Genomic DNA, 24947 nt, shown 5'->3' with positions numbered 1-24947 from the left:
GCTCAGCGACCATTCTCGGCCGCGCCCGCGGCGATCGACGCATGGATCGCCTTCACCGTCTCCTCGACCCGGAAGCGCAGCAGTTTCCGGCCCGTGGCGACCGCTTCGTCCTTCGGGGCGATCGAGACGCCGTTGATGCTGGCCCTGCCCGCCGCCACGCGCTCGTCGTATCGCACCATGGCCGGGTCCTCCACCATCATGATCGCGGTGATCACGAAGTCGTCGTGGAGCCCCTCCGGAGCCGTCTCGAAGATGCCGAGTTCGGTGTTCATCCACTCGTGGACGTCGCGGTAGCGGTAGAACTCGGGGATGAAGTGCGCCTGCGCGTCGTACCAGCGCTCGTTCAGTCGCCCGGCGACCGCCTCCATGCCCGACTGGTTCCCGCCGCTGTCGCCGAACAGGATGATGTGCTCGAAGCCGTGCGCCTTGAGGCTCGACGCCACGTCAGCGAGCACCGCCTCGAAGGTCTCCTGGCGGAGGCTGATCGTTCCGGGATACCGCATGTGGCCCGACGGCTCGTCGATGTCCCCCTCAGGGACGAGCTTGATGATCGGTGCGCACAGCGCGTTACCCAGTTCGCGGGCCACGCCCTCGCAGGCACCCTGCAGCACGTAGTTGTGCTTGCCGGTCGCGAGGTACGGCCCGTTCTGCTCGATCCCGCCTGTCGTGATGATCGCGGTGGTCTTCCCGGCCGCCATCGCGTCCCGGACCTCCATCCACGTCATCTCCTCGATCCAGACGGTGTCGAAGGCCTCGATGGGCCGCTCCGAAACGAGTTCCTCCTGCGTGCGGCGTTCGCGTTCCTCGGCCATCCGGGCGCGCTCTTCGGCCGTCATGTTCCGCTGCTGGCCCGCCAGCGTCGACGCCGAGACGGCGAACAGCGCGAGCAGGGGAAGGATCGATAGGGACTGTCTCATGGGACACCTCGTTTCCGCGAGCTTGGCAAGACGACTCCAACCTCCAACGCTAGCATATCCCGCGCCCCCCGGACCAGCCCGGCCGGCCGCGCCCGCTCGCGGTGGATATCGGTGTCGCCCACGTACATGGCCAGCGACTGCGTTGACGCGAGGGTATGCTCGTCAGCAACTGAGTGCCGATGAACGCGTGAAGGTCTGGCGGGCGCCGCCCCCTATGGGAGAAGATTCGAGTCAGGTTCTCTCGTTCACGGAGGTATAGAGATGGAGAAGCCGGAAACGCTTCAGCGAGCGTCTCGGTCTTCTCATCGGGTTTCCTGGCTTGCTCTCCCGCTCCTCGTCGCCTGTGGGGCGCCCGGCGATTTGCTTGCCTCCGCTCCTCGTGACGCGGCCGCCCAGGCCGAGACGGCGGGACCGACGACTTCCAACCCCTACGAGCACGGGTTCACAGACGCGGACTATCCGCGGGTGATCGAAATCGCGGAGGACGTCTACGCGTACGAGCAGATCCACCCGACGGGGGGTGAGATCATCACCACCGTGAGCCTCATCGTCGTCACGCCGGAAGGGGTGCTCGTCGCGGACGGGCAGGAGAACCCCGAGGAGACGCAGCGGCTGGTCGACACGGTCGCGGGCATGACCGACCAGGCGATCACACACGTCGTCGTCGCCTCCGATCACGGGGACCATACGGGCGGGAACTCCGCCTTCCCCTCGGGGGCGCGTTTTCTCGCGCACCCCACCTCCGCGGCGATCCTGGAGGCGAGCGCGGCCAACCCGAACCGGCCCGAGGGGGCGCCTCCGGTCGTCCTCCCGACGGACATCGTGGGCGACGATACGGTGCTCGAACTGGGCGGGCGCGAGATCCATCTCCTTCACCTCGGTCGCGCCCACACGGGCGGGGATCTCGTCGTGTACGTGCCCGAGGGGAAGGTCTTGTTCATGAGCGAGACGTACCTGAAGCACATCTTCCCGGCCATGCGGTCCGCGTATCCCTCGGAGTGGGTGGCGATGCTGGACCGCTCGCTGGAGATGGACGTGGACGTGTACGTGCCGGGGCACGGGGTGATGGAGTCGCCCGCGACCCTCGAAGCGGGGCTCCTGTCGTTCCGGGACGCGGTGCAGCGGGTCGTGGAGGAGGCGACGCGGTCCCACCGGGAGGGGCTCAGTGCCGAGGCGGCGGCCGAGGCGGCGGCGTTCGGCGACATCGAGCGGTGGTCGCTGCGGGACAGCCAGAAGCCGCGCGCGATCCAGCGCGTGTACATGGAACTGAACGGAGAGCTACCGGGATGAGCGCTTTCAGCAGGCGAACAGGGCGGAAGGTCGGGCTCGCCGCGGTGGTGGCGAGCCTGGCGTTCGGTGTCGGCGCGGTTCAGGCGCAGTCACACGTGACGGTGGACATCGGGGCCCGGGATCCGGCGATCTCGCCGGACGGATCGACGGTCGCCATCTCCATCCTCGGGAAGATCTGGCTCCTCCCGGTCGAGGGGGGTGCCGCGCGCCAGCTCACGAGCGGGACGTCGTGGGACACGAGGCCGGCGTGGTCACCGGACGGCCGCTTCCTCGCATACGCGGCCAGGACTCTCCAGGGCGCGGACCTCCTCGTCCGCAACATGGCGACGGGCGGGGTCCGCTTCCTGCACCGGGTCCCGTCGTCGATCGGACACATGGAGTTCGATCCGGAGGGGGACCAACTCTACTTCGTGGATGACCGCTCCCAGTACGACGCGCACGTGTGGCGCATCCCGCTGGCGGGAGGAGAGGCGGAGCAGCTCACCCACACGCAGAACTGGCACGAGTGGTCGTTCGCCCTCGCGCCGGATGGGAGCCGGATCCTCGTCGAGACGGGGCGCTTCGACGGGACGGATCTGTACGAGATGGACCTCGAGGAGATGTCGGTCGAGCGGCTCACGGACACCCCCGAGCGTGAGATGGCGGTGGCGTGGAGCCCGGACGGATCGCGCCGGGCGCACGTCGCCACGCACAACGGTGTCGACCACATCATTGTGACGGACATGACCCGCGAAGGGGCCGAGCCGCGCCGTCTGCATACGGGTCCGTTCGACCAGAAGCAGCTCGCCTTCCACCCGTCGGACGACTGGCTGCTCGTGCTCGGCGGACGGCGCCTGCACCGGCTCGACCTCGGGACCGGCGAGATGAGCGGGATTCCGTTCGAGGCCCGGTTCGAGGTCGCCGATGCCCCCGCGGACGACCTGCTGATCACGAACGTGCGCCTGTTCGACGGCACGGGCGACGAGGCGGTCTCCGCCGCGGCCGTGCTCGTTCAGGACGGGAGGATCACCGACGTACGGATGGGAGAGGATGCCGGGGTCCCCGACATTGGGCCCGGCACGCCGGTCATCGAGGGGAGCGGGCGCATGCTCCTGCCCGGCCTCATGGACAACCACCGCCACTACTGGCAGCCTCTCTCCGGCTCGGATCTGCTCGCGGCCGGGATCACCGCGATCCGCGACCCCGGCTCCGCGATCCAGGACGCCATGGACTTCAAGGATGCGGTGCGGCTGGGCGTGCTCGCCGGCCCCGACGTGTACACGGCGGGCCCGCTCATCGATGGCTCGGCGGGCTACCACCCAATGGTGGACGTGAGCATCGACGATCCCGCCGCCGCTCCGGCGCTGGTGCGCGCAATGAAGGCGCAGGGCGTCGATCTGCTCAAGGCGTACTTCCTCCTCGACCCTGATGTCCTCGCCGCGGTGGTGGCCGAGGCGCGCGTCCAGGGGCTTCCGGTCACGGGCCACATCGGCGTCCGCACGAGCTGGCGGCAAGCGATCGAAGCCGGGATCTCAGGCTTCAACCACATTCGGGTGTGGCGCGACTTCCTGCCCCCCGAAGTCCAGGCCGACGGCCGGGACATGTCGCTCGATGGCGGCCGCAACCCGGTCGGCCGCATGCAGGGCGACTGGAGTCAGATCGATCCCGCGAGCCCCGAGGTGATGTCGCTGCTCGAACTCATGGCCGAGACAGGCACGGCGATGGACCCCACGCTCTATATTCAGCAGATCGAGGACGGCGACCGGTCACGCTTCTCGCTCGAGCAGTTCGCGACCGCCCGCCAGGCCTACGAGCGCATGGGTGAATTCGTGCGCCGCGCGGTGGAGACCGGGGTGTCGCTCCTCGCCGGCACCGACAACGTGGCACTGTTCAACGAACTCGAGGCGTACGCAGAGGCCGGGGTGCCGAACGCCGCCATCCTGCGGGCCGCAACCGTCAATGGCGCGCGTTGGCTCGGGAAGGAGGACGACTTCGGGACGGTGCAGCCGGGGCGACGCGCCCACCTCATCCTCGTGGATGGCGACCCGCTGGCCGACATCGCCGACCTGCGGAAGATCGAACTCGTCGTGAAGGACGGCGTGATCGTCTTCGGCGGTCCGCCGACGGTGCGTCTGGTCCCGTGACCGGCGCGGTCGAGACCGTCGCTCTCGCTGCGCTCCAGGTGGAGCCGGCGGGCGGACTCCTTCCGGCGCTGTCCGACAACCCGCTGCTCGCGCTCGGCGCTCTGTTCGGCGCGGGGGTGCTCACGAGCACGAACCCGTGCATCTGGCCGATGATCCCGATCACGTTCTCGGTCATCTCGGGCACGGCGAGCGAGGACCAGCCGCGCAAGCGCACGATCGGCCTGACGCTGACCTACGCCCTGGGGCTCGCGCTCCTGTACTCGGTGCTCGGCGTCATCGCCGGGCTCAGCGGCACCGTCCTCGGCTCGATCGGAGCGAGCCCGTGGGCGCTGTTTGCGATCGGGAACCTCCTTCTCTTCTTCTCATTGTTCATGCTCGACGTGTTTCCGGTGCCGGTGCCGAAGCGCCTCCTGGCATGGGCGGGCAGCCGGAAGGGCGGCTCCTACCCGGCCGTGTTCGTGCTGGGGGCGAGTTCGGGCATCGTCGCGGCGCCGTGCGGGGCGCCCGCGTTCGCCGTCGTCCTGACCTGGGTCGTCGCGGAGCAGGCCGGGCTCATGGGCTTCGTGTACCTGTTCGCGTTCTCCGTCGGCATGACCGCCGTCCTCATCGCTGTGGGTCTGTTCTCGGGCACGGTATCGGTGCTCCCGAAGTCGGGACGATGGATGGTCTGGATGAAAAGGGCGGCCGCCGTCATCATGATTGCGATGGCGCAGTTCTACCTTATGAGAGCGGGATACTTCCTATGAGTCGAACCGTGCTGGCCATGGCGGGGATCGCGTGGGCCGCGGTCGCCGGGCCGCTGAACGCCCAGTCCGGAGTGGGACAGGTCAGTCTGCCGGCCGGGACGGAGGGGCCGGACGCCGCGCTCCAGGATCTCGACGGCAATGACGTCCAACTCCTCGACTATGCGGGGGACAAGCCCACGCTCATCGAGTTCTGGGCCTCGTGGTGCGAGCAGTGCGAGGGGCTGCAACCGCAGATCGACCAGGTGCAGGCCGACTTCGGCGACCGGGTCAACGTCGTCGCCGTGGCCGTGGCCGTGGCGCAGTCGCTGCGTCGCGTGAAGCGGCACGCCGAGGCCCACGGGGCGGAGTACCCCTATCTCTGGGATGCATCCGGCGCGGCGGTACGAGCCTATTCCGCGACGACGACCTCGATCGTCGTCATCCTCGACGCCGATGGGAAGGTCGCCTACACGGGCGTGGGTCCAGACCAGGACCTGGTCGGAGCGGTGGGGGAGATTCTCTCGGCGGAATCCCCGTAACCCGGCCCGCGCCAAGGCGAGGCGGGCCGGGGATGCGCGCTGGCAGTCGGGGACCGACTCTTACGGGTCCTCGGGCTCCGGCGTTACCTCGTCGATGATGGCGGCCAGCTGGTCATACGCGGCGGGATCGACCTGATTGAAGCTCGGGATCACGCCGGCCACGCGGCCGTCCGGTCCCACGACGATCACCGCCCGGCTGTCCACCGCGTTGCTGTCTCTCAACCCTCCGCCGAACGCCACGTACGTGCCGCCATCGTTGCCCGCGTCGCTCGCGAACACGTAGGGGAAATCCTCGTCCTTGAGCCAGGAGGCGAGTTCATCCACCGGGTCGTTTGAAATGCCGACGAGGACGACGTTGCGGCCCTCGTTGAAAACGCTTGCGTACTGATCACGGTACGCTCTCATTTGAACCGTTCAGCCACGCGTCCTTACCCTGAAGAAGAAGGCCAGAACGACCGTCTCCCCCCGGTAGTCGCTGAGCCGGATCGGGTTCTCCAGCGCCCCGTACCGCGTTGCGCCGGGGAGCGCGAAGTCGGGCGCCATCTCGCCCACGGCGAGGAGTTCGGCATCCTGCGCGCTCACGGGATCCGCGTCTCCGATAGCGAGAATTCCGGCGACGCCCAGCGCGAGGGCGGCGGCCAGGACAAGTCTCCGCATGTCTCGGTCCTTTCGTGCGGGTGGAAGAACATGCCGAAGGGTGGCGAGCCCCCCGCGTTCGCGCCAGAGCGCGGTCCCGCCGTGGGGCGCGGGACGGGAAGCTTGCCCGGTCCCGTCGGGTTCCGACACCTTGAGATTCCGTAGGCTGCTTCTGATCGTTCCCCGCCTTCAGGGAGGCGCTCCCATGCCCCGCCAATGCCGAAACCGTCCGTGGCGCCGTTTCGTCGGCTCCATCCTGTTCGGATTGCTGATCGCCCCCGCGTCAGGGTGCGCGCAGGGGACCGGCGACCCCGTGAACGATCCCCGCTTCGAGCAGGCGGTGGCGCTGTTCGAGGCGTGGCTCGACGCGAAGATGGCGTACGAGAAGATCCCCGGCGTGTCGGCGGCGCTCGTGCACGACCAGGATCTCGTATGGGCGCGGGGCTACGGGTACGCGCACCGCGAGACCGAGGTCCCGGCCACCCCGTCGACCATGTATTCGGTGTGCTCGATCTCGAAGCTCTTCACCTCGATCGGGGTGATGCAGCAGCGGGACGAGGGTAAGCTGCATCTCGACGATCCCGTCTCCGACCACCTCCCGTGGTACAACCTCGAACAGGTGTACGCCGACGGTCCGAGCGTGAGCGTGGAGGGGATCCTCACCCACTCCTCGGGACTACCGCGCGAATCGGCACACCCCTACTGGACGGGCCCCGACCATCCCTTCCCGACCGCGGACGAGATCATCGAGGGGCTCTCGGCGCAGGAAACGCTGTACCCCGGCCGCCGCTACTTCCAGTACTCGAACCTCGGGATGGCGTTAGCGGGGCAGTTGGTCGAGCAGGCTTCGGGGATGGCGTACGACGAGTACATCCGGAGCCGGATCCTGGAGCCGCTGGGGATGTCGGACACGTACCCCGACATTCCCGTCGAACACAAAGGTGGCCGCTACGCTACCGGGTACTCCCGGCTTGAGAGGGATGGCACGCGGGCCGAGGCCCCCTTCTTCCAGGCGTTGGGGATGGCGTCCGCGGCGGGGTTCGCCTCCACCGTCGAGGATCTGGCGCGCCTCGCCTCGTGGCAGTTCCGGCTGCTGGAGAACGGCGGAACGGAGATTCTCGACGTGAACACGCTGCGGGAGATGCACCGCGTGCACTGGGTGGACCCCGACTTCGACACGATGTGGGGACTGGGCTTCGCGGTCGCTCAGCGCGACGGGGAGCGCACGGTGGGCCATGGAGGGAGTTGCCCGGGCTTCCGCTCGACCTTCCAGCTCATTCCGGCGAAGAAGATGGCGGGCGCGGTGATGATGAACGCCCTCGCCAATCCCACCGATGTGTGGACGAAGATGATGGCGACCCTCGGCGCGGCCTTCGAGGAGATCCGGGACGACCCGGGCGGTGGAACCGCGCGCCCGGCCTCCCTGGCGGAGTACGAGGGACTGTACCAGTCCACGTGGGGAGAGACGGTCATCCTCCGATGGGACGATGGCCTCGCGGCCCTCGGCGTTCCATCGAACGATCCGCTCGAAGCGATGACGAAGCTGCGACACGAGGGCGGCGATACCTTCCGGCGCGTGCGGGATGACGGCGAACCGGGAGAGGCGTACATCTTCCACCGGGAGGACGGCGCCATCGCCCGGTACAGCGTCCATGGAAACTTCTCGAACAGGGTCCGGTAGCGGACGATGACGACGGCCATGACAGCTCTTTCCGGTTCTTCCAGCAGCCTCATTCCCGAGGCGGCGACGCGAGAGGGGAACGACCCGATCTTCGCCCTGCACGGGGAGGCGGTGCGGCGGGCCGCGGCGGGCGAGTCGATCCTGAACTCGACGCTCGGAGCGTTGATGAACGATGACGGGAGCCTCGCGGTGATGCCGGCGGCGGCCGAGGCGCTGGAGCGCGTGCCGCACGTGCGCGCCGCCGGCTATGCGCCCATCTCCGGAGACCCTCCGTACCTGGACGCGGTGATCGCGGACCTGTGCGGGGAGGGCGGGCTGGCCGGGCAGGCGGTCGCCGTTGCCACGCCGGGGAGCACCGGCGCGATCCACCACGCGATCCTCAACTTCCTCGAGCCCGGGCAGGCGGCGCTCTCGCCCAGCTACTACTGGGGCCCGTACCACACGATCTCGACCCATTCGGGACGCTCGGTCGAGACCTTCAACATGTTCGACGCCGGGATCCGCCTCGACCTCGAGGCTTTCCGCAAGGGGCTCGAGGGCCAGATCGAACGGCAGGGGCGGTCGCTCGTCCTCTTCAACTTCCCCTGCAACAACCCGACCGGGTATTCACTCGACGAGGCGGAGTGGGAGGCCGTGGCGGAGATCGTCCGGGATGTGGGAGAACGGGGGCCCATCGCGTTCCTCCTCGACCACGCGTATGCGAAGTTCGGGGACGAGGCGTCCAACCGCTGGATAAACTACATCCCGCGGATGCTGGAGTCGGCGACGGTCCTCGTGGGCTGGACGGTGTCGAAGTCGTTCGCCCTCTACGGCGCCAGGGTGGGGGCGCTCGTGGCGTTCCACCGAGAGGCGGAAGAGCGGCAGCGGATCTCGAACGCGCTCGGGTTCTCATGCCGGGCCACCTGGTCGACCTGCAACCACCTCGGGCTGCTCGGCGCCACCGAACTCCTCACCGACCCGGAGTTGCGCCGGCGCACCGATGAGGAACGCGCGGGGATGATTCGCCTCCTCAACGAGCGCGTCGCGGTCTTCAACGAGCTTGCGGGGGGCGCGGGGCTGTCCTACCCCTGCTACGAGGGCGGCTTCTTCGTCTCGGTGTTCACGCCGGACGGGGAGGTGACGGCTGCAACCATGCGCGAGGCAGGGGTGTATGTGATCCCGATGGAGGGCGCGGTGCGGATCGCGCTGTGCGCCACGCCGGCGCACTCGATCCCCCGCCTCGTCGACGCGTTGGCTGAGGGCATCGAGACCGCCCGCGCCGCCTGAGCGAAAACAGAACCACACGGAAGACAGATGGAACGCCACACGATTGATTCGACAGCGACTTCGACGCTGGCCCCGAAGCTGGCTCTGGTCCTCGCTCCGACGCTCGCGCTCTTCGCCGCCACCGGTTGTGCCGGCCAGACCCGGCTCACGGACGAGGAGAAGCTCGCGCGCGTGGAAGAGATGGTGGAGGAAGTCGAACGGCGCTTTCCGGAGGTGGAAGCCGTTACCGTGGAAGAGGTGGGGCGGCTGCTCGAGACCGGGAGCGTCGTGTTCGTCGACGCCCGGGCGGAGCGTGAGCGCGAGGTCTCCTGGATCCCCGGCTCCATCACCTCCGAGGAGTTCGAGCAGGATCCGGATCGCTACGCGGACCTGACCGTCGTGGCGTACTGCACGATCGGGCACCGAAGTTCGGAGTACGCGAAGCGGCAGAACGAGAAGGGCCGGCGCGTCCTCAACCTGCGCGGGAGCCTCCTCTCGTGGACCCACGCCGGCGCGCCGCTCGTGGGCCCCGATGGGCCGACGAACCGCCTCCACGTGTACGGAAAGACCTGGGACCTCGCCCCCTCCCGCTACGAGACGATCTGGTGACGGCGGCGAAGTAGCTGGGTCTCCGGCCGTCTGACCCGCGGGGTCCGTCAGCGGGGGGCGTCGCCGAATCCGGGTGCGAAGATGGTGGAGAGGTCGATCATGCCGACTTGCGTGTCGCCGAGGCGGACGGGGAGCAGGCGGCCGAAACGCTCGGGCCCGAGGTTCAACGCCGGTCCCGCCCCGGTTCTCGGGCCGAAACGGTACACGTCGACCTGGCTCTCGGCGGGGTCCACGATCCAGTACTCGCGTACGCCCTGGCGCTCGTAGAGCCGCCGTTTCACGCCGCGGTCGCGCTCGGCGGTGGACGGAGAGAGAACCTCGACGACGAGGTCGGGTGCCCCCACGAGTCCCGCCTCCTCGACGATGTGGCGCCGCTCGTTGGAGACGAAGAGGATGTCCGGCTGCACTCCCTCGCCGGTGGCCGGGAACTCGACGCCGGGGGTGGCCACCACCTCGCCGTGTCCCGGATCCTCCAGCAACTCGGACAGCCTCACCAGGAGCCGCTTGCTGACCACCTGATGGCGCCACTTGGGGGCGGCGGTCACGTGCAGGATCCCGCCGATCGCCTCGTAGCGGTTGCCATCGTCGGGCATCCGCTGCGCGTCCCGCCAGGTGCCTTCGGTAAGTTGCATGGTTCGCACATCATAGCTCCGCGCTCGCGTCCAATCCAACCCGGCCCCGATGATGCGCGGCGCCGTCATCGTGCCCTCAACCGCGCATGGAAGAGATGGTGGAGGAAGTCGAACGGCGCTTTCCCGAGGTGGAAGCCGTCACCGTGGAAGAGGCGGGGTGGATGCCCTGACCCAGCCGAGTACTCCGCGCACTCGCTCCGTGCGGGGTTCGTCACAAGCGCGGCGGCGCACCGTGCCAGGCTCGACAAGATCATGGAGGTGACACGCCACAGGAACCCGGCAACTGTCCTGGGCTAAATTCGCGACGCGGACTGTTTCGCGGACCACACCGGGTCGCGCTTCCTGTAGGGGAAAGGACGCCCGCGGGGTCGGCGAGGTTCCCCGACCACTGGATTCTCCGTCACGGCACGAGACCGCCCCCGGCCGTGCGGGTGATGAACGCTTCCAGCGTCTCCCGCCACTGCGGCAGCAGGCTCTCCTCCACGTACATCATGTGTCCCGCGGCGAAGTCCGCGCGGGTGATGTTGTCACGCAGGTCGGGCGGTAGCCCCATCTGCTCCAGCGACCACACGATGGGGAAGTACGGCGTCGCGAAGTCGTAGATGCCGTTGACCAGCAGCACCTCGAGACGCGGGTTGCGTTCGAGGGCGTGGGCCAGGTCGGGTCCCACGTTGAGCGCGGAGCCGCCGAAGGGGCCGCGACGGCCGCCTTCCCGCTCCCAGTTCCAGTTCCGGGTCATGCCGCTGGGCCAGTACTCCCGGTCGCCGTCGTAACCGAGTTCCTCCCGCACGTACGTGTTGAAGAGCGACGTGTAGGCGGAACTGATGGCGGAAGACTGCGCGTCGTGGTCGGGCGTCGTTTCGAGCAGGTCCCCCGTGGGGCCGGTGAAACGCGTGTCGAGCCGGGCCAGGGTGAGCCGCTGGTCCCGCAGCAGTTCCTTCTCGAACTCGGGCGCGGGGACACGCAGGTCGGCCTTCTCGAGGTATTCCACGCTGAGTCCCGTGTACTCGTGCATCTGCTGCAGCACGCGAGCACGTTGGGCTGGATCGACCGCGGTGCCCGCGAGCAGCGTCTGGGCGTAGTCGGTCAGCGCCCAGGCCTCGACCTCTTTCATGAACGCGCCAAGGTCGTCGGGGCGTCCGCCGGGGAGCCTGTCGTGGTACTCGGCTGCGACCGCGAAGGACGGCACGGTCGTGATGAACCCGATGTGGGATCCGGGCGGGAACTGAAGCGTGTTGAAATCGATGACTGCCGAGACGAGCACGATCCCGTTCAGGTCGATGTTCGCGTTCTGGAGGTGCCGCGCCAGCAGTACGGACCGGGTGGTGCCGTAGCTCTCGCCCAGGATGTATCGCGGAGAGTTCCAGCGTCGGTTCTCGCTCAGGAAGCGGCGGATGAACTGCGTCAGTGAGGATGCGTCCTCATCCATCCCCCAGAAATCGCTTCCATCCGCGTCGCCGGCGGGGCGGCTGAACCCCGTCCCGACCGGGTCCACCATGACGACATCCGCGATGTCGAGCAGCGTGTAGCCGTTGTCGACGAGCGGGTAGGGCGGCGGCGCCTGCTGTCCGACATTCGGTGTGACCACTCGGCGCGGGCCCATGATCCCCATGTGCAGCCAGAATGAAGCGGACCCGGGTCCGCCGTTGTAGGCGAAGATGAGGGGGCGCGTGTCCGGGGCCCCTCCGTTGGTCCGAAAGTACCCCGTATAGAAGAGTTCCGCCGTCGCGTTCTCTTCGTTGTCCCGGAGGATGACGCTGCCGACGACCGCGTCGTACTCGACGGTCTCCCCGTTGAGATCCATGGAATGGCTCGTCTGCCAGCGCGAGGGCTCCGGGTCGAGCCTGCCCTCCCCGCCGCCTTCGTCCTGTGCGACTGCGCCCGCGGGCAGCAGGCCGAGTCCGGCGATAGCTGCGATAACCGTCAGTGACTTCATCTCTACCTCCTCCCGCTAGCGGCCGGCTGCGGCCATTCCGAGGGCGACCGCTTCGGGCTGCGTGACGATGATGACCCGAAACCCCTGCTCGATCCGCATGGCGATGTCGTCGACTCCCGCCGTGACACCGCACGGCACGTCGAACTCGAGGCAGGCGGCGAGCACGATCTGGATCGCCTCCTCCACCTTCTCCATGTCCCCGTCGTAGACCCGGCGCAGGTCGCCAGGTCCCGGAGAGACGGCGCTCACCCCCGGGGTCGAGACGATCTCGCGCGCGTTGTCGAGCCCGACCTGGTCCTCGATCAGGAGGAAGCTGATCAGGTGGCCATCAGGATTGGCGGGCCAGGCGGCATCACCGAGGGCGTCCACGGCGAGCGCGGCTTCCTCCGCCGTCTCCACATGCGGATAGACGATGCCGGCCACGCCGGCCGCCAGCCCCTGGGCCACGCGGTCCCGCGCCTCGTCGTGTCCATCCCGGATCGGCGGAATGCGGAGCAGCATCGGATGCGTGCCCTGATCGCGGTACATCGATGCCCCGGCCATCCCGCCCGCATAGCTCTGGAGCGCGGGGATGTCGAAGGGGCCGGATTCCAGCGAGTAGAACACGAAATCGAGGGGTCGGGTCGCGGCCATGGCGGCCCCGCCCTCGGCGGTGTGATCGCCGGAGAAGAGCCCGAAGATCGCATCTCCGGCCGCAAGCTTCGCGGCGATGCGGGCGTTCACGTCGTCTCCGGAGTCGGCGCTCGCGGCCGAGTCGGATTCGCCCGGTGCTCCGCCACAGCCGTGGAAGAGGGCGATGCCTCCCATCAGGCAGCCTCCTATCAGGCAGAGTGTACGGAGTGAGGGCTTCGTGGGCGTGTTTCTGGCAGGCATGGGGCGTCCGGTGTTGGAGGAAGGCCCCCCGGGCTCTCGCGACCCGCGTCGGGCTCCGGTTAGTCTAGTTTCCGGAAAGGAGGTTACGCCATGCGCAAGCCGCGAGAGTTCATCCGTACCCGGAGGAGGTTCATTGCGGACGCCGCGCTGGGCACGGCCGGGCTCGGGCTGGTACCCGCGGCGGCCTGGTCGTGCGCGCCACCTCAGGGTTCGCAGGCCTCGGGTACGGGACTCATCTACGATTCCCGCTACCTGGACCATGTGCTCATCCGACCGGACGGCGGGCGTCCGCCCGAGATTCCGGAGAGGCTCGTACGGATCAGGGAAGAGCTCGTGGCACGCGGGCTGGACGAGGCCACCGTCCCGCTCGCCCCGGCCGCCGAAGCGATGCCTTACGTGACGGCGCACCACACCCCGGAGCATGTGGCGGCGATTCGCGAACTCGACGTCACCGGGCCCGTTGCGGAGCTGGCCGTGTCCGGGGCTCTGACCGGCGTCGATGCCGTCGCCACGGGCCAGGTGAAGAACGCCTTCTGCGCAATCCGGCCCCCGGGCCACCACGCGAACAACACGGGCGCCGAAGAGGGCTTCTGCTACTACAGCAACGCCGCGGTCGCCGCGAAGTACGCGCAGCAGGCGCACGGCTTCGAGCGGGTGCTCGTCATCGACTGGGACTATCATCACGGGAACGCGACGCAGAACGCGTTCTACGATGACCCATCCGTGCTCTTCTTCTCCGCGCACGACTGGGCCGCCTATCCGAGAACCGGCGACCCCGGTCTCACGGGCGAAGGAGAGGGGAGCGGGCTCAACATCAACGTGCACCTCGATTGCGGCGCCACGGACGCCGACATGCTCGGCCGCTGGGACGACACGCTCTCCCCGGCCGTTGCCGCCTTCAACCCCGACTTCGTGATCGTCTCGGCCGGGTTCGACAGCCGTCAGGACGACCTGCTGGGCTGCTTCGCCCTCACCGACGACGCCTTCCGGCGCATGACGCGCATGGCCATGGACTACGCGGACGCCTGCTGCGAAGGCCGCGTCGTCTCCCTGCTGGAAGGCGGGTACAACCTGGACGGCACGGCGCTCGCGACCGCCGCGCACATCGAGACACTGCTCGAGGAGTAGGGTCAACGACTGCACGTTCCCGCGGGACGCGATCCGGCGCCCCCGGGTTTGCGGAGCGGATTACACGTTGAAGCGGATGTGGAGGATGTCGCCGTCGGCGACGACGTAGTCCTTGCCCTCGACCTGCAGCAGGCCCGCCTCCCGCACCGCCTGCTCCGACCCGCATTTCGCGAACACCTCGTAGGGGATGACCTCCGCGCGGATGAAGCCGCGTTCCATGTCGGAGTGGACGCGGCCCGCCGCCCGCCTTGCTCGAGTACCGCGCCGGATCGTCCATGCACGGACTTCGATGGGGGCGGCGGTGAAGAAGGAGATGAGATCGAGGAGTCCGTAGGCCGCGCGAATGAAGCGGGCGAGGGCCGGTTCGCGCAGGCCGAGCGCCTCCACGAAGGCCGCCTGGTCTTCCGGATCGAGGTCGGCGAGTTCCGCCTCGACGGGTGCGGACAGCGTCAGGCCGCCGGCCCCCATCGCGGCGAGCCGCGTGGCGAATTCGGGCGGCAGCGCCTCCCCGGCCCGGTCCTCGCTGCGGTTCAGCACGGCGAGCAGCGGACGGTCCGTCAGGAGGCCGTACCCGCGGAACGGCGCCCGATCCAACTCCGCCCGGGGTACGGTCCGTAGCGGCTGCTCGCCTTCAAGTGCCTCACGCGCCCGTTCGAAGGCGGCGATCTCGACCGCGTCCGCCCCCTCGCGACTCGCCCGGTCCAGTCGGCGCTCGACGAGGTCGAGATCGGAGAGCAGACATTCCGTAGCGAAGGCCTCGAGTTCGCCGCCGGCGTCCGGCGGGTCCGCAAGGGAGGGGTTGTCGAAATCGCGGAGGACGAGGCAGAGTGCCTCCTGATCGCGGATCTGCTGGAGCCCGCGCGGCGACAGGCCCTTGCTTGCCGCACCGTACTCCCCCGGGATGTCGCAGAACCGCATCTCCGCGTACGTCGTCCGGCGGGGGGAGAGGTGGGCGCTGAGCGCATCGATTCGCTCATCCGGGACCGGCACCGTACCCAGCCGCACCTCGCCGCCGAACCCGACCGGGACGCCGAGTCCCGTCATCGCGTTGAACACCGTCGTCTTTCCCGAACCCGCGAACCCCACCAGTCCAATCCTCACCGCGTCCCCTTCCTCACCGTTATGTTCGGAGCGTGAATATCGAGATCCCTGTGTCTGTCGGCGAACTGATCGACCGCATCACCATCCTCCGGCTGAAACAGGCCCGGATCCGCGATCGCCGGAAGCTCGCGAATGTCGCCTCCGAACTTGAGCGCCTCGAGGAAATCTGCGAACGGACGATCGGGCCGCTCGCGGAAGCTCCGCTCCCCGTCATGGAACGCGTCGGGGAACTGGAAGCCGTGAACCGGGGCATATGGGATGTCGAGGATAAGTTGCGCGCTCTCGAACGTACCCGCGAGTTCGGCTCACGCTTCATTGAAGCGGCGCGGCAAGTCTACCGTCTGAACGACGAACGCCACCGCCTCAAGCGCGCCCTCAGCAAGGACTACGGCTCGGCGATCCTCGAGGAGAAATCCCACCCCGAAGCTGACTCGTAGCGATCCGCCACATCCCGCAAAAACCTTTGCGTTCGGCGCAACAAATCTTGTATTCTGATTCCCATGACCGGGAACTTTCTGATCAGCTGGATCGGCACGGCCGATCTTGAGGCGTCGGCTTCGGCGCCGCGATCCGGTATCGGCCCCATCGCGCAGGCGCTGGAGGCGGAGACGTACGACGCGGCCGTGCTGGTCAGCGATTACTCGAAGACTCGGGTGGCGCCTTTCCTCGAATGGCTCCGGTCCCGCAACAAGACTCGCTTGACGGTTCGTCACGAACCACTCCCAGGCGGCCCGACCCACTTCGGCCAAATCTACGAGGCGGCGGTCAAGGTCGTGACCGAGGCGATTGACCGGCACGGAAGGGATGCCGGACTGACCTTCCATCTGAGCCCGGGTACGCCGGCCATGGCGGCCGTGTGGGTCATCCTGTCCAAGACGCGCTTTCCAGCCCAGCTGATCGAATCCTCGCGCAGCCATGGCGTCCGCACCGTCTCGGTGCCGTTCGATATCGCGGCCGAGTTCATCCCGGATCTTCTCCGCGAGCCGGATAGACGGCTGAAGGAACTAAGCGCCGCGCTTCCTCCCGAGGCCCCCGAGTTCGCCAACATCATCCACCGCAGCCGCGTCATGGCGCGCGTTATCGTTAAGGCGCGACGGGTCTCCCCTCGCAACGTGACGGTGCTGATCGAGGGCGAGTCCGGCACCGGGAAGGAGCTGTTCGCGAGAGCGATCCACCGAGCGAGCCCGCGACGGGACGGACCGTTCAGGGTCGTGAACTGCGGCGCGATCCCGTCCGAGCTCGTGGAATCCGAGCTGTTCGGCCACAAGAAGGGCGCATTTACCGGTGCGCACGAGACTCGGATCGGGCACTTTGAAGCGGCCGATGGCGGAACCCTGTTCCTTGACGAGGTGGGCGAGCTTCCGCTCCCCGCTCAAGTGAAGCTCCTGCGCACGCTTCAGGACGGACGGGTCGTCCGAGTCGGGTCCACCGCGTCGTGCCGGGTGGACGTGCGTACGGTCGCCGCCACCAACCGCACCCTCGTGGAGGAGGTCGCGTCCGGCCGGTTCAGGGAAGACCTGTTCTACCGTCTGGCGGTGGCGGTTCTGTACTTGCCTCCTCTACGGGAGCGGCAAGGCGATGTGGGTCTCCTGCTCGACCGTCTGCTCGATCAGGTCAACGAAGAACACGTCACGCAGCCCGGGTACGAGAGCAAATATATTTCTGTTGCCGCAAGAAATCTTCTTCTTTCGCATTCGTGGCCCGGTAACGTTCGCGAACTGCTGAACACGCTGCACCGTGTCGCCCTTTGGACGCCGGGCACCACGATCCGGAGTGGAGATGTGAGGGAGGCGCTGCTGCCGTCCGTCGTTCGGCAAGGGTCTCGCATCCTCGACAAACCGTTGGATGATGGCTTGAACCTTCCCGATCTGCTGGCTGAGGTCGCGCGCCACTACCTGGCGAGAGCGCTTGACGAAACGGGAGGAAACAAGACCCGCGCGGCTCGCCTGCTGGGGTTGCCCAGCTATCAGACGCTCACGAACTGGATGCGCAGATACGGCGTGTCATCGTGATTGGCACGCTTCTTGCACCTAGGGATACCGGATGCCGCCGGCCGAGCGAACCATAGCACCGTACGAGTAGCGAAGTTCACGGCATAGGAGCCGGATGTCGGCCGATGCTGACGGAGATGGAATGACGGAAGAGACAAAAACTGGGCTTGCGGACCCCAGCCGGCGGCGACGGCCACGGCAGCGCCGCCTTGCCCCGGACGCGTCGGAACTCCTGGCCGAGATCCGTCGGCTGCGGCGTGCGCAGGCCGTCGACCGGCCCGTCGGAGCCTGGATTGCTCCGTTGGCGGCGCTATGCCTCCTTCGGTGGGCTGAACACACCGACGCGTTGACGCCGCGTCACCGCTGGAGTGCATGGAAGGATCTCCCGGAGGCGGAATTCGTCGAGTTCGTGCAAGGCGAGTTGGTTCCAGCTCTGCTTGCCACCTCCGCCGAGCCGCTGGGTTCTCGGTGGCAACACCTCGCGCTGGTGCTGAGGATGTGGGTCGATGCATGGTCCAATACGATCCCGCAGGTTCTGGGATGGTGCAACGCCCTCGATTTCGGCGCTGCGCACGATAGATGGTGGGCTGGAGAGGTCTTGGGGATCATCGCCGATCCGGTCGGTGGCGTCGGCGGGCCGGCAATGGCCGAGTGCAGTACTCCCCAACCCATCGCCGAACTCATGGTTGATCTCCTCGACCCGCGCCCCGGCGAGCGCATCTACGACCCCTGCTTCGGCGGTGGGAATCTCTTGGCCGCGGTGGCGAAGAGGCTTCGCGACGAATCGGATCCCGCGTCTTCGGTGTTCGGGACGGAAATCGATCCGCATGCGTACTGCATCGGACTCGCGCGAGTCATTCTGGCCGGGACGGAGTATCCGCAGCTTGAGGTCGGCGACGCCCTGGAGCGGTCCTGGAGTGCGGATGGAGCGGCAGCGGGATTCGATGGCGTTCTCGCGGTCCCGCCGTGGGGAAGACGCCCCCGCCGGGACACGTGGTGCGATTTGCCGTTCGCCGCGCGAAGTATCGAGACGCTGTTTCTTCAGCATGCGATGACGTCCCTGCGTCCGGAGGGGCGCGCCGTCATTGCCCTTCCGGATGCGGCGCTCTTCCGAACCGGCCCCGACAAGAAGGTTCGGGAACACTTGCTCACGAACTACCACGTCGACGGCGTGGTCTCGCTTCCCGCAGGCGCATTCCGCCCATACACGGGCGTCAAGACCAGCCTGTTGGTCTTTCGGCGAAAAGAGGCGACCGGCGCCGTCCGGTTCCTGGAGGTGAAGGACTGGCCCCGCGCAAACGAGCCCTATGAACCCAACCCGGGACCATCCAACGAACTGACACGGCGCATCGCGAACCGTTTCGTGGACGGGACGCCCTCCAGCAGGCCCTTCGACACACTCTGGGAAACCCCGGTGCCCGACCTGGCGGCACTCGATTGGGAACTCGTCGCCAAGCGGACGGGTGCGCGGGCCTTGGCCGGTTCCCTTGAAGCCCTCAAGAAGCCGGATTCCCCCTACGAGTTCCCGTCACGACCACTGCATGAGGTCGCAGACGTGTTCACTGGAACGGGGCGTGGCGGACGGACGACGACGACGCATACGGAAGATGCGGCAACAGGCATCAAACTGCTTTCCGTCGCCGACCTCCGCCAGCGCCCGATCGATCCGGAGCCGTCGCGATTTCTGACGGCGGACCGCGAAGCTGTGCGGCCCGAGCGCCGTCTGCGGGCGTGGGATCTGCTGGTGGCGACCAGCGGCAAAGTCGGTACGGTCGGGATCGTGCGGCCGGACGGGCCGGCGGTGGACGCTGTGGCACGCCGGGGCTTGGCCGTGGTGCGACCGGGCGAAGAGATGGACGCGGTATTCCTGCTCCACCTCCTGAGATCGCTGGAATACCAACGCTGGCTTCGCGGTCACGCACGCGGAGTCAGCGTTCAGCATCTCCCGATCCGTCGACTGAGGTCCCTTCCCCTGCCGGTCCCCGAGGTCTGGTTCCAGCGGCTCGTACGCGAACAGCGGCTCGTATTGGGGGGTGGCGATGACCTGCTGACCCACATGAAGGAATTGGCGGACTTCGGTTCCGATCCGGTAGAGATGTGGTTCCACACCCTTCGCCATTCACCTCAGCCGGATCCGACCGACTCTTCCGAGGAGCGATGTAAGATACTGCAACGGACGGCCCGTTCGTTCCTCGATGCGCTGTCGCAGCGCGAGGAGTCCCAGTCCGACGGCGACGCCGGTGTAGCCGAGGAATGGCTGTCGGAGATCAAGGAGCCCATGAGCGGGTTGCGGGACTTGAGTGCGGTGCCTGCGGGCGCCAGCCGGTTGGCTATTCTGGACAACGCAAGATTCGCGATTAAGGAAACGACTGTACGGCATCCATGGACGGACGACGAGCTTACGACCGAAGCGATATGGGCAAATGAGCTCTCCGAGGCGATCCTCCCACTGGTGGAGGCGGAGCGCAAATCGATTCTCGAAGCCGTGCGGCTCGAAGCCGTGATGGAACGAGGCACCATCAAACTGGGCACAGATGACGTCGTCCAGCTCCGAATCAGGAACGCATCGCCTCTCCCGCTCCGGAACGTCAAAGTCTCCACGTCGCCGGCCGTTGGATCAGGGTCGGTGCCATATCTAGCCGACGGAGAGGAGCTAACCCTGCCCGTCGCCCTCCCGCGGACCACTCCGGAGGGTCTGTGCCGGGTTTGGGTCGATTGGAAGGCTGTTCGACTCGATGGGATCCACGTAGAGGGGCAGGAAGAGCAGGCAATCCGTGCCGTGCGGGAGACGCCCAGGACCGCCGACTTCGGAGCTAGTCCCTACGTCGTTGGAAGTCCGGTCGACAAGAAGATGTTCTTCGGTCGAGAAGAGATCATCGACGACATCAAGCGGCAGCTCTCGAACGAAGGCCGAGCCAACGTTGTGTTGCTGGAGGGCAATCGCCGCACGGGCAAGACATCGATCCTCAACCGTCTGAGGGATCCAGAGGTTCTACCGGGCTGGCTGACTGCGGACTGTTCGCTTCAGGCCGGGACTAGCGACGCAACCGGATGCGGTCTGCCCACAACCGAAGTGTTTCGGCTCTTGGCCTATAGGGTGGGGTTGGCGGCGCACCGCAGTGGTCTGCGAGTGTGGCTGCCCGGAGTAGATCGGCCGGGCGAAAGCTCCCCCTTTGACTTTGATTTCGCGTTCACAAAGGCGCTGAGGGGTTTCTTCTCCCGCCCCGACCGGGCATTCGAACTGTTCGAACTGTTCTTGAGGCATGTCATAGAGGCTGCGCGACCCAAGCGCCTCCTCCTGATGGTTGACGAGTTCGACAAACTGCAGGAGGGCATCGACGAGGGAATCACGAATCCGCAGGTGCCGGGGAACTTACGCTTCTTACTTCACGAGTACGAGAATCTCTCCGCCGTGCTGGTCGGCTCCCGGCGACTGAGAAGACTCCGACAGGAGTATGGGTCCGCCCTGTTTGGGCTAGGGCACCGCATCACGGTGAGCGAGCTGTCCGCAGCGTCGGCGCGCCGTCTCGTGACGGAACCCGTCAAAGGCCGCCTGCTCTACGTGCCGGAGGCGAGAGATCGAGTCGTCAAGCTGTGCGCGCGGCAGCCGTTTCTGATCCAATCGCTTTGTAACCGTATCTTCGAGCGCGCGGCGCGTCTGGACAGGCGGGCCGTAAGCTTAGTCGACGTGGAGAAAGCTGCCGACGTCATGGTCGAGGACAACGAGCACTTCCATACGCTGTGGGAATACGCGAAGACGGAGCGGCGACGGTTCATCCTCGCGTTGTGCCAGAGTCTTGAGAGCGAGCCGGATCCCAATACGCTGGATCTGCTTGAAATGAAGTTCATGGAGTACGGCGTCGACCTTCAGTCTACGGTCGCGTTAACCGATGATCTGGAGTCCCTTCGCGAGTTGGATCTGCTCCGACTCCGCGATACGGAACGCAAGCGGGGCTCGGCTTACGAGCTCGCCACGCCCCTGATGGCCGCGTGGATACATCGTAACGTCGACTTCGAGGTCGTGAGGCGCCGCGCGGTGGACGAGACGGAGCGCACGCGATGAGTGAGAATCCCTATCGGGTGCGAGGTACCGACATCCCGGCGTTGCACGGGCGGCAAGGCCTCGTTCACCAGCTACGGGGCCACTTGACGAAGCCCACGCCCGACCATGTGAGCGTGGTCGGGCCGACACTCTTCGGGAAGTCCGTCCTCCTACATCACATCGCGTCTCTCTTCGGGAGGACCGAACGCGACCATTACGCGGCGTCCGTATACTGGGACCTCCGCCATGGAACGCCGCGAACCAACGCGGAGTTCCGACGGCGATTCGCCGAGAAGGCCAAGCAGGCGCTCGCGGAAAGGCATCCTGACCTCGCCGACTCGCTGGAGCCCGACGACGAAGCGTTGGGCGACCCCCTACTCGATCTCGTATTCGAGGCGCTGGAGTGCCGCGCCGACCGCCTGCTCGCCGTGCTCGACGGGTTCGATCACGTATTGGCAGAAGCCGGAATCACGCGGAATCTCTGGGACTACATGCGCCAACTGGCCCAGAGGGCGAGTCTGCGTCTCGTGACGGGTAGCCGCGATCGGCTCCGTGAACTCTGCAAGACCGAGGAATCCCGCACTTCCGATTTCTGGGAGATCTTCTACGACACGCCACTCCAAGTCGGTTGTTTCGAACAAAGTGACTGGAGCGGATTTCTGGAGCCGTTCGAGTTGAAGCGCGTCAAGCTCGATGAATCGGCTCGCAAGGAGATCATAAACTGGACAGGTGGAGCCCCGGTCCTTGCGGCCGCGCTGGCGAGCCGGCTTTTCTCCGAGGCTCCGGATGATGTCACGCTCTCGAAACGGCACGTCGATAAGGTCGCCGAAGCCCTTCTTGAAACGCCGGGAGAGTCGCTGGCCGCCCTTTGGGACGACTGCTCCACGCAGCTGCGGTCGGATCTGGTGGAACTGGGACGCGGTGTCGAGCCCATTGCGAACATCCCCGAATCCCGAAGGAAAATACTGGAACAGCGGGGCTTTGCCGTGAGCGCGAGGGGAGGGCTGCGGTCGTCTTGTCGCCTTATGAAGCGCTACGCGGCGGAGCGGGAAGAGGGGATAACGAGTCTGCGCCGACTGTTCGGCGATGCGGAAGCGTTCGAAGACAATATTCGCGGGGTGTTCGAACTCCGTCTTGACCAGATTGTCCAGGCTGACCCAGAACTGCTCGGCCGTGTGCGCAAGGCGGTTCGTGATCTTTACCCCCAGCCCGAAGACTCCCTCATCTGGTTTCGGAACATCAGGGACCGTGCGTTGGATCTCATCTGGAATGCCGAGCTTCCCACGGACAGGTCGCTGCCGGACACATGGAAGCGCGCGGACGTTTTTAGCCACAACGATAAACTCCCCCACTCTCGGGGTGCGCAGTGCGGCATTCTGCGCAAGATCACCGGCGGGCCGGAACACTCGGCCGTCGCAAGGTACGTGACAAAGCCGACGGCCCTGCTTGTGGATCATATCCACGGGGTGGGCAATTTTGGGCAGCACCTGGAGGAGCATGAAGGGCAGACGGTGTCGGTCGCAGTCGCGGCGGCGTTCTGTCTGTCGGCCATCGCCCTCTGCGAACGGTTGGCGGAGGATCTTCGTTCGCAAGCGAAGCGCGGAGACTGACGCTCAGTCGAACTCGGCCCGGTCAGGGACAGAACGGGTCGAGCCGGTCGGCTACCGCGGCCAGACCGTCAACCGGGGAGGACTCGCGGCCCGTGACCTTCGAGATCCGGATCGCGACGATGTCGTTGGGGAAGAGGACGACACGATGCCCGCCCCAGCCCGACATGCGGGTGAGGTCCACGACGCAGCCTCCCTCACCAACGTAGTTCTGGTGCCAGAGCGCCAGGTAGTAGCTGGGCTGCCCGGTCTCGACGGGCGGGCCGAAGGTGATCCCGAGCACGTCCGTCCGGTACAGGACCTCGGCGGTCAACTCCGGGTGCAGCAGTTGTTCCCCCTCGTGGGCGCCACCCCGCTGCAGGAGCCGCGCGATCTTCGCGAGGTCGTCTACCGTGGGATAGTAGCCCTGTGACATCTGAGGGAGACTGAGAGAGCCGTCCGCCTCGAGGAGCCGATTGGTCGGCGCGTGCGGCACGCCGATGGGCCGATAGACCTCTTCCTCCAGCATCCTCCACAGGTCCGCCTGTGGTCCGGCCTGATGTTTGAGGTACGCGTCCATCGCCGCGCCGATGAGAAACGCGTCCTGGTCGCGGTAGCGGACGACCTCTCCCGGTCCCCAGGGATGGTTCGAGGCGCGGAACACCTGTCGAATCCGTTCGTCCTTCGAGATCGCCGTGTACCAGTCGTCGTAGCCGATCAGATAGCCATCGCTCGTGTTGTTGGGCTCGGTCTGCGACGACCCTTCGCCCACGCCCGTAGCCATGTTGAGGATGTCCCGGAAGCGGACATCGTCCCAGCCGTCGTGATCGGCGGTGACGTCCAGGTGGTCGGCGACCCGTTCGTCGAGGATCTCCCGCCCGTAGCGCCGGGCCAGACGCAGCGCGGCCATCGTGTTCCCGGTGGACTTCGTCACGGACCAGATCCCGAAGCGCTGTTCCCGGCAAAAGGGGAGCTCACCGAACGGCGTGGGGCAGCCGGCCGCGTAGAGCGTGTCTCCGACGAGAAAGGCCGCGGTGACCACGTTCTCGAGGTTCATGCCCCCGTGCATGCTTTCGAACACGGAGTCTCCCACCCGCGCGCGCAGGTCGGAGATCGGGCGGAGGGGCAGGCGCTGCGCCTTCTCCGCGGCGAAGGCCTCCACCACCTGGGGCATGGCGGGACCCGGGGTGTAGTCCGCTGCGAGCTGGCCCCACATCAGCCGCCGCTGCACGAGGAAGTAGGGCCGGCCCTGCGTGACGGTCTGAAAGCGGACGCCGGACACCTCTCCGTCGTTGAAGGCGAACGTCGCGACGCCGTTGTAGGTCTCGTTCTCGACCGTACTCGCGAGCTGCAGCGGGAAGGCTCCCCGGGACCACGCTTCGCCCGGCTCCGACCAGACCGTGCCGGGGCCCACAAGGACATCCCAGTAACTGCCTCCCTCGGTGCGCGTGCCAGTTACGATGAGGTCGCGGTTCACGGGGATGAGATCCGGGCCATCCGCGACGAACCCCAGAGAGACGTCGGGGAACCGCTTCGTGTCTCTCCCCAGGACCCGGCGCTCGCGAAGTTCGGAGGGATCCGTCTGAAGCTGTGCGCCACCAAGCGCGAGGGTGCCGGAAAACGGGTGTCGGGCGGCCTGCGCGCGAGGAGACGGGAGGAATTGATCGTTCGAGAGCATGGCGGCCGGCGACCACGCCCCGAGGGCCAGTTCGCCGAGCGGGATGGGGACGGGTGATCCGGGTGTTCCCGTTTCGCCGCAGGCGCCCGCGAGAAGACTCGCCAGGACGATCAGAAGCCGGTTTCGAGACATCACCACCCCCTCGCCGTTGTCCGCTGGACCAAAGCCGAAGTCACAATGTAGCGCGCATCTTGGAGGCGTCTCTGCCCTCGCGT

Annotated in this window: 20 protein-coding genes; 12 read left to right on the top strand and 8 right to left on the bottom strand. The window is 66.9% G+C overall.

The features are described 5' to 3' along the window. Nucleotides 1-2 precede the first annotated feature (2 nt). Nucleotides 3-917: a creatininase family protein gene (locus ACN9M6_RS08380; protein ID WP_419162477.1), complete on the bottom strand. Its 915-nt coding sequence runs from the start codon at nucleotides 915-917 to the stop codon at nucleotides 3-5. A 261-nt stretch (nucleotides 918-1178) separates the two neighbouring features. On the opposite strand from ACN9M6_RS08380, the gene ACN9M6_RS08375 reads away from it, so the two are divergent. The 4 genes from ACN9M6_RS08375 to ACN9M6_RS08360 are packed head-to-tail and all read left to right on the top strand — an operon-like array spanning nucleotide 1179 to nucleotide 5594. After that, entirely contained in the window at nucleotides 1179-2207 is a 1029-nt protein-coding gene (locus ACN9M6_RS08375) for an MBL fold metallo-hydrolase (RefSeq protein ID WP_419162476.1), read from the top strand. Beyond that, nucleotides 2204-4330, top strand: a complete 2127-nt coding sequence (locus ACN9M6_RS08370) for an amidohydrolase family protein (RefSeq protein ID WP_419162475.1) — start codon at nucleotides 2204-2206, stop codon at nucleotides 4328-4330. The genes ACN9M6_RS08375 and ACN9M6_RS08370 overlap by 4 nt, the downstream gene beginning before the upstream one ends. Further along, entirely contained in the window at nucleotides 4327-5076 is a 750-nt protein-coding gene (locus tag ACN9M6_RS08365; RefSeq protein WP_419162474.1) for a cytochrome c biogenesis protein CcdA, read from the top strand. Before ACN9M6_RS08370 ends, ACN9M6_RS08365 begins: the two co-directional genes overlap by 4 nt. Further along, complete coding sequence (locus ACN9M6_RS08360) at nucleotides 5073-5594, top strand: TlpA family protein disulfide reductase (protein ID WP_419162473.1); 522 nt, start codon at nucleotides 5073-5075, stop codon at nucleotides 5592-5594. The genes ACN9M6_RS08365 and ACN9M6_RS08360 overlap by 4 nt, the downstream gene beginning before the upstream one ends. A 60-nt stretch (nucleotides 5595-5654) precedes the next feature. Here the strand turns inward: ACN9M6_RS08360 and ACN9M6_RS08355 are convergent, their stop codons facing one another. Beyond that, the gene (locus ACN9M6_RS08355; protein WP_419162472.1) at nucleotides 5655-5999 is read right to left on the bottom strand and encodes a peroxiredoxin family protein; all 345 of its coding nucleotides are present in this window, start codon (nucleotides 5997-5999) and stop codon (nucleotides 5655-5657) included. Nucleotides 6000-6008: 9 nt separating this feature from the next. Then, complete coding sequence (locus ACN9M6_RS08350) at nucleotides 6009-6251, bottom strand: hypothetical protein (protein ID WP_419162471.1); 243 nt, start codon at nucleotides 6249-6251, stop codon at nucleotides 6009-6011. A 184-nt stretch (nucleotides 6252-6435) separates the two neighbouring features. On the opposite strand from ACN9M6_RS08350, the gene ACN9M6_RS08345 reads away from it, so the two are divergent. Genes ACN9M6_RS08345 through ACN9M6_RS08335 form a run of 3 tightly spaced genes read left to right on the top strand, consistent with a single transcriptional unit; the run spans nucleotide 6436 to nucleotide 9765 of the window. Next, entirely contained in the window at nucleotides 6436-7911 is a 1476-nt protein-coding gene (locus tag ACN9M6_RS08345; protein ID WP_419162470.1) for a serine hydrolase domain-containing protein, read from the top strand. Nucleotides 7912-7917: 6 nt separating this feature from the next. Beyond that, on the top strand, nucleotides 7918-9177 hold the full coding sequence (locus tag ACN9M6_RS08340; RefSeq protein WP_419162469.1) for a pyridoxal phosphate-dependent aminotransferase: 1260 nt from the start codon (nucleotides 7918-7920) through the stop codon (nucleotides 9175-9177). Between the two features lie 27 nt (nucleotides 9178-9204). Then, entirely contained in the window at nucleotides 9205-9765 is a 561-nt protein-coding gene (locus ACN9M6_RS08335) for a rhodanese-like domain-containing protein (RefSeq protein ID WP_419162468.1), read from the top strand. 47 nt (nucleotides 9766-9812) lie between these two features. On the opposite strand, the gene ACN9M6_RS08330 is transcribed toward ACN9M6_RS08335, so the two are convergent. From ACN9M6_RS08330 to ACN9M6_RS08320, 3 genes are all read right to left on the bottom strand, one after another. Beyond that, nucleotides 9813-10466 carry a Uma2 family endonuclease gene (locus ACN9M6_RS08330; RefSeq protein WP_419162467.1) on the bottom strand — a complete coding sequence of 218 codons (654 nt, stop codon included), beginning with the start codon at nucleotides 10464-10466 and terminating at the stop codon, nucleotides 9813-9815. Nucleotides 10467-10797: 331 nt separating this feature from the next. Further along, nucleotides 10798-12333, bottom strand: coding sequence for a S10 family peptidase (locus ACN9M6_RS08325; protein ID WP_419162466.1), 1536 nt, complete (start codon nucleotides 12331-12333; stop codon nucleotides 10798-10800). A 15-nt stretch (nucleotides 12334-12348) separates the two neighbouring features. Then, nucleotides 12349-13140 (bottom strand): aldolase/citrate lyase family protein, encoded by a 792-nt coding sequence (locus ACN9M6_RS08320; protein ID WP_419162465.1) that lies wholly within the window; start codon nucleotides 13138-13140, stop codon nucleotides 12349-12351. A gap of 156 nt (nucleotides 13141-13296) precedes the next feature. On the opposite strand from ACN9M6_RS08320, the gene ACN9M6_RS08315 reads away from it, so the two are divergent. Beyond that, nucleotides 13297-14334: a histone deacetylase gene (locus ACN9M6_RS08315; RefSeq protein ID WP_419162464.1), complete on the top strand. Its 1038-nt coding sequence runs from the start codon at nucleotides 13297-13299 to the stop codon at nucleotides 14332-14334. Nucleotides 14335-14394: 60 nt separating this feature from the next. On the opposite strand, the gene ACN9M6_RS08310 is transcribed toward ACN9M6_RS08315, so the two are convergent. After that, the gene (locus ACN9M6_RS08310) at nucleotides 14395-15435 is read right to left on the bottom strand and encodes a DUF933 domain-containing protein (protein ID WP_419162463.1); all 1041 of its coding nucleotides are present in this window, start codon (nucleotides 15433-15435) and stop codon (nucleotides 14395-14397) included. A gap of 50 nt (nucleotides 15436-15485) precedes the next feature. Here ACN9M6_RS08310 and ACN9M6_RS08305 point away from each other — a divergent pair, with 50 nt between their 5' ends. The 4 genes from ACN9M6_RS08305 to ACN9M6_RS08290 all read left to right on the top strand — a co-directional run bounded on the left by ACN9M6_RS08305 (nucleotide 15486) and on the right by ACN9M6_RS08290 (nucleotide 23078). After that, on the top strand, nucleotides 15486-15872 hold the full coding sequence (locus ACN9M6_RS08305) for a DUF6165 family protein (RefSeq protein WP_419162462.1): 387 nt from the start codon (nucleotides 15486-15488) through the stop codon (nucleotides 15870-15872). 63 nt (nucleotides 15873-15935) lie between these two features. Next, nucleotides 15936-17447, top strand: coding sequence for a sigma-54 interaction domain-containing protein (locus ACN9M6_RS08300; protein WP_419162461.1), 1512 nt, complete (start codon nucleotides 15936-15938; stop codon nucleotides 17445-17447). Between the two features lie 121 nt (nucleotides 17448-17568). Next, nucleotides 17569-21489, top strand: a complete 3921-nt coding sequence (locus ACN9M6_RS08295) for an N-6 DNA methylase (protein WP_419162460.1) — start codon at nucleotides 17569-17571, stop codon at nucleotides 21487-21489. Then, on the top strand, nucleotides 21486-23078 hold the full coding sequence (locus tag ACN9M6_RS08290; protein ID WP_419162459.1) for a hypothetical protein: 1593 nt from the start codon (nucleotides 21486-21488) through the stop codon (nucleotides 23076-23078). Before ACN9M6_RS08295 ends, ACN9M6_RS08290 begins: the two co-directional genes overlap by 4 nt. Nucleotides 23079-23100: 22 nt before the next feature. Here the strand turns inward: ACN9M6_RS08290 and ACN9M6_RS08285 are convergent, their stop codons facing one another. Next, entirely contained in the window at nucleotides 23101-24864 is a 1764-nt protein-coding gene (locus tag ACN9M6_RS08285) for a hypothetical protein (RefSeq protein ID WP_419162458.1), read from the bottom strand. Nucleotides 24865-24947: the final 83 nt, after the last annotated feature.

This window comes from Candidatus Palauibacter sp. (assembly GCF_965197445.1).
Taxonomy (GTDB): domain Bacteria; phylum Gemmatimonadota; class Gemmatimonadetes; order Palauibacterales; family Palauibacteraceae; genus Palauibacter.
The sequence above is the reverse complement of the archived record's forward strand: the minus strand, read 5'-3'. Positions and strand labels throughout refer to the sequence as shown.